This window comes from Chryseobacterium culicis, from assembly GCF_002979755.1.
GTDB lineage: Bacteria > Bacteroidota > Bacteroidia > Flavobacteriales > Weeksellaceae > Chryseobacterium > Chryseobacterium culicis_A.
On sequence record NZ_PCPP01000002.1, the window covers coordinates 387735 to 400851 of the forward strand.

The following is a 13117-nucleotide window of genomic DNA, read 5'->3' on the forward strand; positions in this document are numbered from 1 at the left end:
AACCTCAGATGCATTTGTATCTGAGGTTTTTTGTAATTAGTTAAACACTAATATCACAAATTTATTTGCACAAATTGCACTATTTTATTGTGTTTAAAATAGTGGTTTTCATTGGTGAAATTTGTGTTTAAATAAAAACCTATCTTTAGGAAACATAAATAAAATATCCATGAGCTCAGTTTCACAACTTGCGAAAAGATTCAGAGAGGTTCTGCTGGATGGTCTCTGGATCGCCAATACCAATTTTAAAGATCAGCTTTCAGATGTAAGTTGGGAACAGGCTGTGACAAAGATAGACTCTCTTAATACCATTGCAATGCTCACTTTTCATATTGATTATTATATTGCAGGAATTATTAATGTTTTTGAAGGTGGGAATCTTGAAATTAAAGATCAATTCAGTTTTGATCTTCCTCCCATAGAATCGCAGAAGCAATGGGAGGATCTGTTGGATAAATTTTGGAAAAATTCTGAAAAATTCGCAGCACTTCTGGAACAGATGCCTGATTCTAAACTTGATGAGGTTTTTGCAGATGAAAAGTACGGAACTTACTGTAGGAATATCGATGGAATGATTGAACACAGCTATTATCATCTGGGACAAATTACTTTAATCAAAAAACTATTAAAAAGCCTCTGAAAATAAATAAAACACCTTTGAAAAGCTGTGAATCGGTGATCTTTGTCAAGCTTTTAAACCTTGACAAAGATTGTTGAAAATAAAGCTCAAAAGATAATTTAACAATTCAGGTTAAAATCTATCTAAAACCATATTAAACAGAATAAAACCTCAAAATAACTCCTATTTGAGGCTTTTATTTAAATTACCTACCTTTAAGAAAAAATAAAATTTTAAATGAGAAAATCGGCTGCAATCATTTTTGCGTTTATCATTTCACAATTTCAGGCTCAGCAAGGAGCTTATTATCAGCAGGCTGCGAAGTACAAGATGGATATTGATGTCAATGCTGAAAAATTTACCTATCAGGGAAAACAAATATTAGAATACACCAACAATTCGCCGGATGAGCTGAATGTGGTTTATTTCCACTTATACTGGAATGCTTTCAAACCTAATTCTATGATGGATCAGAGAGTGGCTTCCCAAGGAAAAAATGGTGACGGAAGACTGCAGAAAGACGGAATTTCAAGACTGGCTTCTATTCCAAAAGATCAGGAAGGTGCTCAGAATATTCACTGGATTAAACAAAATGGAAAAGACCTGAAATTTGAAGTTCAGGAAACCATTATGAAAGTATACCTGGCAGAACCTATCAAGCCAAATTCTACCACTACGTTTACGATGGACTGGGATTCTGTAATCCCTCAGCAGATCAGAAGAAGCGGAAGAAACAACAGGGAAGGTGTAGATATGACAATGACACAATGGTACCCGAAAATTGCGGAGTACGATTATGACGGGTGGGCAACTTTTGATTATCTGGGAAGAGAATTTCATGCGCCGTTCTCAGATTTTGATGTTACCATTAAAATTAATAAAGATTATGTAGTGGGAGCAGGAGGAATTCTGGAGAACCCTACAGAAGTAAAAGGCTACGATGCCAATGCTAAAATAAAAACAGAAAAAGATAAAAAGGCAACCTGGAAATGGACGGCAAAAAATATCCTTGACTTTGCATGGAGTGCAGACAGAGATTATTCTGTAGAAAGCTTCAATGTTCCTGAGGGCCCAAAAGTATATCTGGTCTATCAGAAAAATGATAAAACAAAAGCCTGGGGTGAATCTCAGCCTTATATCACGAAGTATTTCCAGATCATGAATGCTCACTTTGGAAAATATGTATACCCAACTTATGCCTTTATCCAGGGAGGAGATGGCGGAATGGAGTACGGAATGTGTACTATGATTTTAGGGGAAGCTAAAAATGTTAAAGATTTAATGGGCTTAATGGCTCACGAAGGCTCTCATTCATGGTATCAGCAAATGCTGGCTACTAACGAATCTGTTCGTCCATGGATGGATGAAGGGTTCACAAGCTATGCAGAAGGATATACCATGTATCAGCTGTTCCCTGAAGATCTGCCGAACCCATTTGCAAAAACGCTTGATGGTTACAGAAAATTTATCAAAAAAGGAATTGAAGAACCGGCTGTTTGGTTAGGAGATCATCATGATAACGGTACGTCTTATACCTATGCATCTTATGTAAAAGGAGAATTATATCTGGTACAGCTTGGATACATTATGGGAGAGCAGAACCTTGCAGAAACGTTAAAACAATATTATGATCAATGGAGTATGAAACATCCTTCAGACAGAGATTTCCTTCACATTGCCCAAAAGGTTTCCGGAATGGATCTTAAGTGGTTCCATAACTATTGGATTAATACAACAAAGACAATCGATTACGGAATTAAAGAGGTAAAATATGATACCAAGTCCACCACTATTACATTGGTTAATAATGGTCAGGTTCCAATGCCTATTGATTTTGGAGTGATGACAGCGGATAAGAAAGTTATTACGTACCAGATCCCATTGAATATGACTCATACATGGAAAGAAAAAGATATCTATGGAGAGCTTAAAACAATGCCTTACTGGCCCTGGACTCAGAAAGAATACACGCTTACCATTCCTTATACCAAATCTCAGTTATCTGTTTTGGGAATTGATTTCAGTCAGAGAATTGCAGATGTAAATATGGAGAATAATTTTGTAGAAGTAAAATAAACTAAAAAAGAGCTATTTCATTTTGAGATAGCTCTTTTTTTATAGTGTACATAATAGATGCTGCTGAATTCTCTGCGGTTTTATCTTAATTTTGAAGTGCTATTTTCAAATTGATTTTCTCTACATTTTTTATTGAATTAGTGACCTTAAAGCCATTTTTATAATCTATAGTATAGCTTTCTATAATAAAATCATAATTCCCATTCAATTTTTCTTTTAAGCTTGAGAGAAGCATTTTGTCAATATCATCACCCAGGTCTGAATAATAGAATCGAATTAAATCTTTATCCCATGGTTTCAATTTGATCTTTAGCTTAATCTTCCTATTTGTATTTTCAAAAATGCGGGAATATTGTATTAAATATTTATTTTCTCCGATTTTTTCAACGATAATATCATCGGTTATAAATGTATTTTGAGAGGTAAGTTTGTGAGAAGAAATGAAGTTATAAATATTCTTGTTAGGATCCGTTTTGTGATTGAGCATTATAACTTCATTATTTTCATAATCATATAACTTTGATATATCGTCATTATATTTATACATGATATACTTTGGATTTTCAGAGTTGATCAGGAATTGGGATTTATTTATAGGACTATGACTGCTTTTTATCAGAAACTTATAATCGAAACTATAATTAGTTTGTGCATTTATACTACAACTCATAATTATAAATAAAAAATAGGCGATAGCTTTTAAATTTTTATCCATTTTTTGTTTTTTAATTCTTGTACAAGGATAATTTTTTTTAATCACTCAGCAATAGGTTTCTATAGATTTTTTTTAGCTTTATGAACCAAATGTATGTTGTAATAATAAAAATACGCCTCATTTTGTTTCCCGCAGCCTGGTTAAGACTTTCCGATATCTCGGAAAAAGAAAAACAACCTTGTTTGTAATCTTCAGAGGGATCGTGCAGGTTTCAAACGTACTTATTTTGCATTGAAGCGCTTTTTACAGAAGTATTTTTAAGATAAACTTAATTTATAAGAGATTGGGGGCTGGTTTTTTATAAAAATGATTAAATTTAATCCCTCAAAATCGAGCAGGAATTTCAATTATATATAATGAATTTCTTCTGAAAAATATGTCAATGAATTCAATCGTAATCAATGTAGGGAACAGCAATATCAGATTTGGTCTTTTCAATGGTGATAATTGTGATGTTTCGTGGGTAATCAATACAAAGCCTTACAGAACGGCAGATGAACTTTATGTACAGATGCTGATGCTTTACCAGACGTATAAAATTGAACCCAAAGAAATCGATAAGGTAATTATCGGATCCGTAGTACCTCAGCTTACCAAAGTAATGAGCTCAGGAATCAAAAAAATTCATGGAACTACTGCTGTTATTGTTGATAGGAATACTCCTTCAGCGGTGCAGGCAAAATCCAAGCAGATGGGTACAGATATCTATGCAAACCTTGTAGCAGCCCATAATCTATATCCTGGTAAGAAAAAGATTGTTATCGATTTCGGAACGGCTCTTACAGCAAGTTGTGTGGCTGAAACCGGAGAGACCTTAGGTGTAATTATTGCTCCGGGAATTGTTACTTCTCTGAATTCACTCATCAACCAGACGGCACAGCTTCCGGATATCGAACTGAAAAAGCCAAAATCTGTTTTGGGATTGGATACCGTAACCTGTATGCAGAGTGGAATGGTGTATGGCTTCTTAGGAATGGTAGAAGGTTTTGTCAACCGTATCAATGAAGAAGTTAATGATGATTGTTTTGTAGTGGCAACGGGAGGAGTTTCCCACGTCTATAAACCTTTGACAGACAAAATTCATGTGATGGACAGACTTCACACCCTGAAAGGACTTTACTTCCTTGGAAAAGATTTATAAATTAAAAGATTAAGGTTCAGGTTGAATCCGGGTAATGCCTTAGTCTTCACCTCAACCTTAATTTTATTATCATGAAAAAATTTCCGATTATAGAAACTGAAAGGCTTATTCTTTCACAACTGGAGGAGAAGGATATTCCTTTTATTGTTGAATATCTTCAGCATAGAATTTATTCTGATCTTACCTCCAATATTCCTTATCCCTACGTAGAAAATGATGCCAGATCCTGGCTGGAAATGTCAAAAGAAGCTTTTGATAACAATACCGGATATACTTTTGGGATTCGTAATAAAGATGGACATATTATCGGAGCAATCGGCCTTCATGACAGAGATGATGATAAAGCAGAGCTTGGCTATTGGATAGGAATGTCTTATTGGAATAAAGGATATGTGACCGAAGCTGCAAAAGCTGTTGTAGATTTTGGTTTTAATACCTTGAAATTCAATAAAATTTTTGCGACTCATTTCCTTCATAACCCGGCATCCGGAAGAATTATGGAAAAAATAGGAATGGAGCAGGAAGCCGTTTTAAAACAGGAAATTAAGAAAGACGGAGAATATTTTGATATCGTGAGATATTCTATTTTTAATGACTGATTCGAGAGGAATACAGAATTCTATACGCTATAAAATAAAAGGGGCGGATATTGGAAAATATCCGCCCCTTTTTTTATGTGATGATTAAAAGACTATCTTTTGCTTTTAAAAAAATCTTTAACGATTGAAGAGCATTCGGCTTCCATGATTCCTGTGATAACTTCTGTTTTCGGATGCAGCGAAAGATGTTTATTGATAAACCCTCTCTGTTCATCACGGGCTCCAATGACTACTTTAGAGATCTGAGACCAGGAAAGTGCGCCGGAACACATGACACATGGCTCCATGGTTACATAAAGTGTACAGTCTTTTAAGTATTTTCCTCCAAGAAAGTTTGCTGCTGAGGTGATCGCCTGCATTTCAGCATGTGCGGTAACATCATTCAGTGTTTCAGTAAGGTTATGGGCTCTTGCAATAATCCTGTTATTGGAAACCACAACACATCCAATAGGAACCTCATCTTTTTCTAATGCGGCTTCTGCTTCCTGCAGTGCCATTTTCATATAATATTCGTCTGTAAACATTAATCCGTTATGGTTAAAGTTAAAGGAAGTTTAAAATGGTAAATGGTAGGGTCACCTTTTATCATTGCCGGAGAAAATTTTTCTGCCAGAGAATATAATGCAATTTCTGCCTGTCTGTTGAAGGTGAAATTATCCCCTTGTGCATGAACATTGCTGACTGTTCCATCTTTCTCAACAATAAAAGCGACATCTGTTTTTATCATTTTTACTTCAGAATATACCCCGTCAACATACAGCAGATTGGCGACTTCCTGTCTCAGAGAATTGATCCCGCCAGGATAATCTGCACTCTTTTCAGCGGTTGAAAATTTTCCAGATGAGGCAAATCCTGGGTTTTTGATAGTCTGAAGATCTTCAAGATTTCTGACTTTTAATAAAGCTCCGATCAGTGCATTATTTTCAATGCTGTCCATTTTTTTCATGAAAAAAAGGAAATCCCCCTTTATGGCCGCTTTTTTTACGGTGTTGGATTCTGCATCAAATTTCTTTTTGAACTCTTTATTCAGCATATTTCTGTGCTGGTTATAATAGCTCTTTACGAGTCTGAACTCTTCTTTCTGCTGTGCGAGAAAAAAGGAAGAGATAAAACAGCTGAGGCCAATGAATAAAGTTTTCAATAAGGGTATATTTATGTAAATATAACAAAAAATATGAAATATATTCTTTGTGCTTAGCTTTCAAGATAGCGGTTCAAAGATTCCTGTAAATGATTGCGAATGTCATCAACTAAACCTTTAGGTTCCAGAACGGTGACTTCTTTTCCGAAAGAAAGAATTTCCTGCATAAAGTCATACGTCGGATGGAGGAAAAACTCGAAATAAATCTCTTCAGGTGTTTCTTTAGTCTCTTTCTGCGATTGGTGAAGAGGGAAACTTCTGATATACTCTCCCTGATGACGGCTGCATTTCAATACAATGTTTTGAGGTTTCTGCTCTGCCAGATTCATCACCCCGAATGCATTTTTGAAATGCTCCCTGAAATTGTATTTGTACTTCTCTCTGAACTGATTTTTAGCAACATCCAGATAGTTGATTCTGTCTAGCCCGAATGATTTTAAAACTTTATCTTTTGTATCGATGGCAATGAGATACCATCGGTCTTTAGATTCTTTTAACGCCAAAGGATGAACTTTTCTGGAGGTCATCAGTTTGTTTTTGTAATTGTAGTGTTCAAATGTCACCACCCTTTTATTTCGAATCGCAAAGAACAGATCATAAAAGTGTTCTACACCGGTAGGTTTACGGCTTTCAAAAAAGATAAAATCTGAAAAATCCGGGTGAAGATTCAGGGCATTACTTACCTGGAAAGATTCCAGCAGTTTTTGGTTGTATTCATCCACTTCCATAATGGGACGACTCTCAATATAATATCGGTTGTCTCCCTTTTTTTTGTTGTGAATGGAGAGATTAAAAAGATTGGAAATCTCCCGAATATCTCTCTGCAGGGTACGGATAGAGTAGCTCTTGATTTCAGCATCCTGGAATTCAAAAGAATTTAAAAGATAGCTCTCCAGCTGGGAATAAGTAGCCGGAGAACTCTCTAATCTTTTAATAATTAAGGCATATCTTGTCAGATAAAAATCTTTCTTCATTTCTCTATTTTTAGGGTGCAGCAGTGCTGCGTTTCATGGTAAAGTTTTATAAGACAAATATATGCGGTTAATGCGACAAAACGTGTCGTGTTTTATTTTTTGTGGAAACTTTATGAAGAATTATTATATTCTGCTGTTATAAAGATCAACAGCATATTTACCCATAGAATAGAATGTATTGACATAGGTTTCTATACTTCTTGTAATAACATTACTGTTAAAGGATGTAGGATCTGTTGGGTTGTAAAAGTCTCCCTGATCTGTTTCCATTGTCATTGCTGCTACCTGCTGATTCCCCATCCAGGCCTGAGACATCGGGGAACTGCCGTCAATATCGGAAAATGCAAGGAGGTCTTTATCAGCTAGATAACTATATCGTTTCCTTATTTCAGCATCTAATCTGTCACATAATGAATATATCGCATTTTGAACAGTGTTAAATGATGATGCAAACCAGGCTGCCCGATAATCAATAGTAACCCCTGAACCAAAATTATGGCAATCAATATATAATACGGTGTCTGTTTTAATCGTATTAAAAGTATCTCTCACCAGTTGTGATTCTTTTTCGCTGAATGGTGCAGTGCCTTTATAAGATTGTGATCCAGCGCCTCCGTCTGCATATTCTGCCCAGCGATAATCAAAATTTCTATTAATATCCACACCATTATGATTCCATCTTACCGATTCTGTACCCCCTACATTTCCAACATTTAATGCATATGGGTTAACCAAAGGAATAAATGTCCAGTCATAATTAGATCGTAAGACGTTTATTATTTCGTCCTTATCAGGATTTTCAAGCAAGAGTTTAAAAAATAAATAGGTAGTGTAAATACTTAACTTTTCACCCCCATGCGTACCTCCGCATACAAATATACGTGGCTTTCTGCGCCTTTGTGTTGGCGCTGTTTTCCTGTTAAATGAAATATCAATCCGTAAAATATCATAAGGTGTTGGACCTTCTGTTTGACCGATAACTGTTTTTGTGACGTTATTAGAGAAAGGGGCTATTACACGATCATACATTGGGTAAAGAACATCCGAATTTAGAGTTAAAGGATTGAAGGCAGGATAAACCGGAGCACTCCAATATTTAATCCCGAAATTATCGACTGCAAATTTATTCATTTGCCGTGCGTCCTTTTGATATATAGAGACTCCATTTACAGAATAATTTTTAAGACCGGTAACATAAAAACTATTGAACGAACCACTATACCGATAAGTAAACAAAATCAAATGATTTAATAAGGGTGCAGCTGTTTGATTTTGAACAATGATTGTATTGTTTGTTTTATTATACAATACAACGCCGGCTGTTATTGCAGAAGGCATATCTATACCCGCGGTAGTAGTGGGCAAACTAATTCTCCCTACGGTTGTGTTTCCTGTGTCAATGATTGCTCCCCCGGAAATTATGATCTTACGATTCGCTAAATCAAAATTGATGTCGGTATCATTAGTATTTAGGATGGCAACCTGTTCATTTATTGTATAAATCGTAGATGGAAGGGGCTTGCTTTTTTTACTTTCATTTAATAATTGATCATACTTACTGGCGCTAATATTCTTTAAAATATAGGTGAAATCAAAGCGATCCTGCTCAGTAATAATGTCCGTGGGAGTATTTTTTTCAAAAACTATTCTTACCTGATTAGAGGTTGCATTATCTACTGAAAAGTCATTGGTAGTAACATTCTGGTTGGCGAATATTCCATCCTTATAGAAAACAACACGGGATATTTTATATCCTGATTTTGGATTTAGCCAATAGTTACCCGTAACTACAGGAATTAAAGCGGTTCGTATTCCTGTATCGGAGGTAGAGTTGAAGCCATTATTCACTGCTATCCTACCTATTTCTGTAGTGATACTTTCTCCTAAATTAATTTCAAAATCATTGTATTCTGATATAGCCTTTGCAGATACTTTTGTATTTTCTACGATATCATTAAATGTAATTAACTCAGATGAGTAGCAATTAATTTTGATTGCATTTAATTCTGACTGAGTGACTGTTTGTGTCTTGTCCGTATGATGTAGGGAAACTTTCCATTTTTTTGCTGTTGCAGGAAGGGCTGGAGTGAAAGTTTTTGCATTGATATCCTGTTTTGCAATAAAAACATTTTTATCAGTATAATAGAAAATAGTTTGCAACAACATATCACCCAGAAGTTCAATTTGGTTGGCATAGATGATATCTAAAAAGGAATCCGTTCTACCTCTCATCGTTGATCCTGTGGGAAATCCAACAGACCCAGAAATTGCGAGTGCTCCAACTTCCAGAGTGGGATTCATATAATCCTTAAAACTGCTGCTTTGTTGGATAATTTGATCACTATTTTGAATTTGGTTTAAGGGGATCAGATCATTTTTGTGCCAATAAGAGTCTAGCCAGGACCAGAAATGCTCTTGTGTGGGTATGTCTCCGGTTTCAAAGTATCGTTTTAAGTCTTCTTTTGTTTTCATAATAAAATTCGGTGATTTTTGTATTAAATAGGTTAAGATTAGAATATTCCTTCAAAGGCAGGGCTTTGTTTAAAAGGTGTATAGCTATATTTCAGATTTCTGGTTTTTAGACATAGTTTTGGCTGTCCAGCATTTTGTGAACGTTAAATTCAAAGTTTTTTTTAGAATTTTAAGATTGCTTTTTGTGTTTTTATTTGTGTTTCAAAAGTAGGGAGGGAAAACGACAAAACTTGACGTGTTTTATTTTTTATCTATTATATTTTTATTAGAAGGATGCCATCAAATTACCATTTTCATCCCATTTTTTATAAGTTCCATCGTATTCTACGTTGTTATGGGCTTTATACTCTGTATAATTTTTAATATTGCCATATTTTTAATTGACTTGTAATATTTTATAGGTGATGAATATAGCAAGAATGTGACAGGATTTTAATTTAAAAAAAATAAAAGCCACAGTACTTCTGTGGCTTATTTATTATTGATCAAAATATTCTTTCCCTTTTCGATCTACCCATCCCTTTTTGCCATCCGGAGTTTCAAACCTGGCAAAAGCTCCAATATAAGGTTCAAGTTTTTTATATTTTGGATCAGTGCCTATATTAGGATAGAAGGTAGACAATCCGTCTTTTTCCAGATATAAATAATTCTGATAAGAAATAATTTTTTTATAATGAAATGGAATAATTTCTTTTTGCTCTTTGAAATCCCAAACACCATATTTATTTTTTAGTTTTGAAATAATATATGATATCTTTAATGGAGAAAATAATCTTTCCTCACTATCTCCATAATCTATAATTTTTTCATTCGATGTACTTTTTCTTCTCAAAGTATATTCAATTTCCAAACTCTTTTTATTATTTAAGAATTTTGGATCTTGTCCATAAGAAGGATATTTAATATTTAAAAGTTCATCTTCAGGATCCATAAAAATATTAAATGATTTTTCCCGGATTTTATTTTTTTCAATCGTATAAATTTGATAACCATTGTTTTTGTCTTCTTTATATGATTTATCAGATTCTTTTTGTGGGGATAATTGAGAAGTATTGCTCAGTAATCCATCCCGTGTATAAGTAACCAAAGTTCCGTTATTTAAAATAATTTGTAAAATATCTGGATTTTCGGAATACCTATAGGTTAAAATCTCCTGCTCTTTATAGAGCATGGATAGTTTCTGATCATAAATGGTTGTTTCGTTCGCTTTGTGTGTTACAATCAATATATCGGTAGTTATCCGATCATAGATGGCGGGTAATAATATATTAGTTTGATCTTTCAATCCAAATTTACCATTTTCTTCAAATTTTGTCGGGAATTCTTGTGCACCCAAGAAATTTACTAAAAATATAAGTAAGAAAATAATATGTTTCATTGTTTACTATTTTATTGGACTAATATAATCATAATCGACAGACTTTTCTACCATTTTTTGCCATTGCCATTGATAAAAGGATTTGTATTTAAACTTTTGATTAAAATTTGGTTTCCCATCTTCTCCTGCATTGCTTTCTTGCAAATCGGCAAATTGTCTGTAATCCATTATGTTTTCTAAAGTTTCACTTTGATTTTTTACAATACCTAAATAAGGAGTCCATTTTGCAATTTGACTCTCATAACTTTTAATATCATTTATGACTTTATTTTTTGTTGTGTTAACATCAAAATCCGGCAAATTAATACTTTCAAGTTCTATTACTGAGGTTTTTTTATCGGTAACCAGCTCCGATTTTTCATTTAAATAAGAGCTTTCACCGACAATATTTATTAAAAATCTTTTTTCGAATTCTTCAATATCAACCAAAGATTTTTCAGAACTTTCAATAACAGACTGTATAACTCTATATTTTGTATCAAGTGTAAAATATTTTTTTAAGTCAACTTTGACATTATTTAATTCATCTAATTCTGCTTTTTTTCGTGTTATTAAAGTGTTTAATCTATTTATTTCTTTACTGGCTTCGTCTTCGAAAGTGTGGAGTAATCCCAAAGAATGTCCAAGTTCATGAATAACTAGAGAAAGGGCATCTTCATCCTTAATAGCACTTTTGAAAATATGTGTAATTCCTGAATTTCGATAAGAATAAGCCTGTGTTTTAGCATCTTCATTTTTACCACCTTCCACAGACATGTTGACAAATATATAAACAATTTTATCCTGATTAAGATGTACAATTTTACTTTTTAAATACTCTGATTTATAATTTAAATATTCCTTATATAATGTATCCTTTATTGGGTTCCAGGCATTTGTAGCCGTATGATCTTCATGAAATTTTTTTGCTTTCTTCAGATTAGATTCATTATCATACTTAAAATTTTTTTTGAATGCTTGTAATATTGTTTTTATACAGGCTTGCATTTTTTCAATATTTTTTTGTATTTCTACTACATTGTAAAATAATGCGGAATATTTGTTTTCGATTAAATCATTATAAATCAATGCATTTCTTTGGTTATTTTCTTGGTAGTTTACGAATAGATTTTTTCCTTTCATTTTAACTACATCATCTTTAAGAAAATCAGTTTTGTCAAATTTTACAACGTGAGTATGCTCAGCAAGATTGCCTTTAATATATGCTTGGTTAAAAGATTGTTTATTAAAGAAATTATGTAATTTATTAACAAATTCAAATTCTTTATGGTCTTTTAATTCAACAGTTGTAGAGGGAACGGAATCAAAAGAAACAAAAACTGGCTGTATGGTTGTTTCATATACTTTAGCATTTGCTTTTACAATTAGCCTTCCAACTGTTTTTCCTTCATACTTGGCTTCAACACTAATATCCTTTTCAAATGGTTCCAAGCACTCTATTTTTATTTTATAAAATTTGTCATCAGAATTAGGAACAGTTTCTGTACGTTCTTTAGTTACAGTTATTTTGTTAGTTATAGATATAAATGATTCATTATTTTCATTCAATTCTTTACATTCATATTCTAACAATTCAGGAACAGCATTATTATTTTCTGTACTTACATATAAAAAAACATAGCTTTTTTCTTTATTTATTTTAGGTGGCCAAATACTTACGTACGGACAAGAATATCCTGTATAAAGCTTATCAGTAATTTTCTTACCTTCTTTATTTCTGTAATATATTATGCTCCCAGTAGGACAGTGTTCCGCATTATATTTGTCAAATCCAAATTGCCCTATATATCCGGAGTCATTCAAACCTATTCTCTCTTTTTTAGTCAATTTATCTATCATACTTGTTTTTGAACGATAAAAAGTAACATCTCCTTCAAGCTTATATTTTGAGTATTTTCTTCTGTCCGTCTTATAAACATCCACATCGGCCACACCAATCTTTGCAAGATTTCTAATATCTATATTTTTCATTTTTTAAAGTTTTTTGAAATTAAAAATTGTA

Annotated in this window: 11 protein-coding genes; 4 read left to right on the forward strand and 7 right to left on the reverse strand. The window is 33.4% G+C overall.

Annotated features, from left to right (window positions below; translation table 11 throughout):
* The first annotated feature begins 169 nt into the window (after positions 1–169).
* Positions 170–640 (forward strand): DUF1572 domain-containing protein, encoded by a 471-nt coding sequence (locus CQ022_RS14860; protein WP_105683122.1) that lies wholly within the window; start codon positions 170–172, stop codon positions 638–640.
* Positions 641–856: 216 nt separating this feature from the next.
* Entirely contained in the window at positions 857–2695 is a 1839-nt protein-coding gene (locus CQ022_RS14865) for a M1 family metallopeptidase (RefSeq protein WP_105683123.1), read from the forward strand.
* A gap of 85 nt (positions 2696–2780) precedes the next feature.
* Here CQ022_RS14865 and CQ022_RS14870 read toward each other — a convergent pair whose 3' ends face one another.
* A complete protein-coding gene (locus CQ022_RS14870; RefSeq protein ID WP_105683124.1) occupies positions 2781–3410 on the reverse strand; it encodes a hypothetical protein in 630 nt (209 codons plus the stop codon).
* 382 nt (positions 3411–3792) lie between these two features.
* On the opposite strand from CQ022_RS14870, the gene CQ022_RS14875 reads away from it, so the two are divergent.
* Both CQ022_RS14875 and CQ022_RS14880 read left to right on the forward strand, forming a co-directional pair.
* Positions 3793–4551, forward strand: coding sequence for a type III pantothenate kinase (locus CQ022_RS14875; protein ID WP_105683410.1), 759 nt, complete (start codon positions 3793–3795; stop codon positions 4549–4551).
* Between the two features lie 71 nt (positions 4552–4622).
* Complete coding sequence (locus CQ022_RS14880; protein ID WP_105683125.1) at positions 4623–5150, forward strand: GNAT family N-acetyltransferase; 528 nt, start codon at positions 4623–4625, stop codon at positions 5148–5150.
* A 92-nt stretch (positions 5151–5242) separates the two neighbouring features.
* Here CQ022_RS14880 and CQ022_RS14885 read toward each other — a convergent pair whose 3' ends face one another.
* From CQ022_RS14885 to CQ022_RS14910, 6 genes are all read right to left on the reverse strand, one after another.
* Positions 5243–5674: a nucleoside deaminase gene (locus tag CQ022_RS14885; RefSeq protein WP_103288913.1), complete on the reverse strand. Its 432-nt coding sequence runs from the start codon at positions 5672–5674 to the stop codon at positions 5243–5245.
* On the reverse strand, positions 5674–6291 hold the full coding sequence (locus CQ022_RS14890) for a hypothetical protein (RefSeq protein ID WP_228421727.1): 618 nt from the start codon (positions 6289–6291) through the stop codon (positions 5674–5676). Before CQ022_RS14890 ends, CQ022_RS14885 begins: the two co-directional genes overlap by 1 nt.
* A gap of 53 nt (positions 6292–6344) precedes the next feature.
* A complete protein-coding gene (locus CQ022_RS14895; RefSeq protein ID WP_105683126.1) occupies positions 6345–7265 on the reverse strand; it encodes a helix-turn-helix transcriptional regulator in 921 nt (306 codons plus the stop codon).
* A gap of 123 nt (positions 7266–7388) precedes the next feature.
* Entirely contained in the window at positions 7389–9737 is a 2349-nt protein-coding gene (locus CQ022_RS14900; protein ID WP_105683127.1) for a M14 family zinc carboxypeptidase, read from the reverse strand.
* A gap of 478 nt (positions 9738–10215) precedes the next feature.
* Positions 10216–11115 (reverse strand): hypothetical protein, encoded by a 900-nt coding sequence (locus CQ022_RS14905; RefSeq protein WP_105683128.1) that lies wholly within the window; start codon positions 11113–11115, stop codon positions 10216–10218.
* A gap of 6 nt (positions 11116–11121) precedes the next feature.
* Positions 11122–13086, reverse strand: a complete 1965-nt coding sequence (locus CQ022_RS14910; protein WP_105683129.1) for a hypothetical protein — start codon at positions 13084–13086, stop codon at positions 11122–11124.
* Positions 13087–13117 lie beyond the last annotated feature (31 nt).

Bases quoted from the DNA above. Each gene is read 5' to 3' on its own strand.
- CQ022_RS14860 (WP_105683122.1), top strand. From the start codon at position 170: ATGAGCTCAGTTTCACAACTTGCGAAAAGATTCAGAGAGGTTCTGCTG.
- CQ022_RS14865 (WP_105683123.1), top strand. From the start codon at position 857: ATGAGAAAATCGGCTGCAATCATTTTTGCGTTTATCATTTCACAATTT.
- CQ022_RS14870 (WP_105683124.1), bottom strand. From the start codon at position 3,410: ATGGATAAAAATTTAAAAGCTATCGCCTATTTTTTATTTATAATTATG.
- CQ022_RS14875 (WP_105683410.1), top strand. From the start codon at position 3,793: ATGAATTCAATCGTAATCAATGTAGGGAACAGCAATATCAGATTTGGT.
- CQ022_RS14880 (WP_105683125.1), top strand. From the start codon at position 4,623: ATGAAAAAATTTCCGATTATAGAAACTGAAAGGCTTATTCTTTCACAA.
- CQ022_RS14885 (WP_103288913.1), bottom strand. From the start codon at position 5,674: ATGTTTACAGACGAATATTATATGAAAATGGCACTGCAGGAAGCAGAA.
- CQ022_RS14895 (WP_105683126.1), bottom strand. From the start codon at position 7,265: ATGAAGAAAGATTTTTATCTGACAAGATATGCCTTAATTATTAAAAGA.
- CQ022_RS14900 (WP_105683127.1), bottom strand. From the start codon at position 9,737: ATGAAAACAAAAGAAGACTTAAAACGATACTTTGAAACCGGAGACATA.
- CQ022_RS14905 (WP_105683128.1), bottom strand. From the start codon at position 11,115: ATGAAACATATTATTTTCTTACTTATATTTTTAGTAAATTTCTTGGGT.
- CQ022_RS14910 (WP_105683129.1), bottom strand. From the start codon at position 13,086: ATGAAAAATATAGATATTAGAAATCTTGCAAAGATTGGTGTGGCCGAT.